This window comes from Bacteroides sp. RTP31139st1_H2_RTP31139_211217, from assembly GCF_040227615.1.
In the GTDB taxonomy this organism is placed as follows: domain Bacteria; phylum Bacteroidota; class Bacteroidia; order Bacteroidales; family Bacteroidaceae; genus Bacteroides; species Bacteroides uniformis.
On sequence record NZ_JBCNZM010000253.1, the window covers coordinates 1 to 1,939 of the forward strand.

General features: G+C 47.0%; 2 protein-coding genes and 2 tRNA genes. All 4 read right to left on the reverse strand.

Features of this window, described 5'->3' with window-relative positions; translation table 11 throughout:
- Positions 1-1,086, reverse strand: a 1,086-nt coding sequence (gene purB / locus ABUA47_RS23260) for an adenylosuccinate lyase (protein WP_349832132.1), incomplete at its 3' end; no start/stop codon positions are given.
- A gap of 157 nt (positions 1,087-1,243) precedes the next feature.
- Positions 1,244-1,318, reverse strand: a tRNA-Val gene (locus tag ABUA47_RS23265).
- Between the two features lie 31 nt (positions 1,319-1,349).
- Positions 1,350-1,424 (reverse strand) — tRNA-Val (locus ABUA47_RS23270).
- Between the two features lie 130 nt (positions 1,425-1,554).
- Positions 1,555-1,939 (reverse strand): sugar O-acetyltransferase (locus ABUA47_RS23275; protein WP_349832134.1); only part of this gene is annotated, 385 nt, incomplete at its 5' end.

Genomic DNA, 1,939 nt, shown 5'->3' on the forward strand with positions numbered 1-1,939 from the left:
CTTCAAAGAACTTTGTATGGCAATAATGATATGCCCGAACGGCATACCCACATTGCGGAGCACGGTAGAGTCCGTCAAGTCACGCTGCAAACGGGAAACCGGCAGTTTTACCGCCAAGTGCTCAAGAATAGCATTCGCCATGCCCAGGTTTCCTTCCGCATTTTCAAAGTCAATCGGGTTCACCTTGTGCGGCATCGCGCTGGAGCCCACCTCACCGGCTTTAATCTTCTGCTTGAAGTATTCCATAGAGATATATTGCCAGAAGTCACGGTTCATATCAATCATCACCGTATTGATGCGCTTCATGGCATCAAAGATGGCAGACAGATTATCGTAATTGGATATCTGGGTAGTATACTCCTCGCGTTCCAAGCCAAGCTTTTCGGAAACGAACTTATTGCCGAATGCCTTCCAGTCATATTCCGGATAAGCCACATGATGGGCATTGTAATTACCCGTAGCGCCACCGAACTTTGCTGTCACCGGACAAGCCTTCAGCGTTGCCAACTGGCGTTCCAGACGGTAGACAAACACCATTACCTCCTTGCCCAAACGGGTAGGCGAAGCCGGTTGTCCGTGTGTCTTGGCAAGCATGGGGATAGCGGCCCACTCTTCCGCATAAGCACGGAGCTGCGCTATCAGTTCCTCTATTTGAGGATAGTACACCTGCTCCAACGCCTCCTTTACAGACAAAGGAACAGACGTATTGTTGATATCTTGTGAAGTCAGGCCAAAATGGATGAACTCCTTATAGTCGTCCATACCACCCAACTTGTCAAACTCTTCTTTCAAGAAATACTCCACAGCCTTCACATCATGGTTCGTCACGCTCTCAATGTCCTTAATGCGTTGCGCGTCGGCTTCGGAAAAGTTACGGTAAATGTTTCTCAAGGTTTCGAAAACACCCTTATCCACCCCTTTCAGCTGCGGCAAAGGCAGCTCACACAGCGTGATAAAGTATTCTACTTCAACTTGTACACGGTATTTAATCAGTGCAAATTCTGAAAAATAGGCAGCCAAAACATCTGTTTTGCCTCTGTATCGACCGTCAATCGGAGAGATTGCGGTAAGTAAATCAAGTTTCATACGTCGTATTTATGATGATAATTATCGGACTGCAAAATTACTGCTTTTTTCTGAGTAACAAGACATAAAGAATAAAGATTTTAAGAAAAGGAAGTTAATGGATAAAAAAATGGCCTTACAATCACTTGCAAGACCACCTTCGAATGAAAATTTCCAGTGGGCGTTGACGGATTCGAACCGCCGACCCTCTGCTTGTAAGGCAGATGCTCTGAACCAGCTGAGCTAAACGCCCTTTTGATGAACGAAAGTGCTTGGATTTTGTGTGGGCGTTGACGGATTCGAACCGCCGACCCTCTGCTTGTAAGGCAGATGCTCTGAACCAGCTGAGCTAAACGCCCGTACACTTCCGTTTCAAAAGCGATGCAAAGGTACAGCTTATTTTGACATTACCAAAACTTTTGCATAATATTTTTCGATATTTTTTTAGTCATTTAGCGACACGCTCTGTTTCTCAAGCATTTAGTACGTTCACTTTTTTGCCTCATTTTTCCGGATGACCTTTGCCGGATTACCAACGGCTATGCTATCGGATGGAATATCTTTCGTCACCACACTACCCGCACCGATGATACAACGGTCGCCGATGGTGACGCTTGGACACAGAATGGCACCGCCGCCAATCCAGCAATCCTCTCCTATCGTCACCGGATAGGCATATTCCTTTTCCGTACGACGCTCGATATAATCCATCGGATGATGGGGAGTGTATATCTGTACGCATGGACCGACCAACGTATGGGCACCAATCGTGATATATCCCCCGTCCAGGAAAGTGCAATTGGCATTGACAAAGACATGCTCACCCAGCCGGATCCCATCCCCGTGGTCGCAATGGAAGGGCGGGCAGATGATG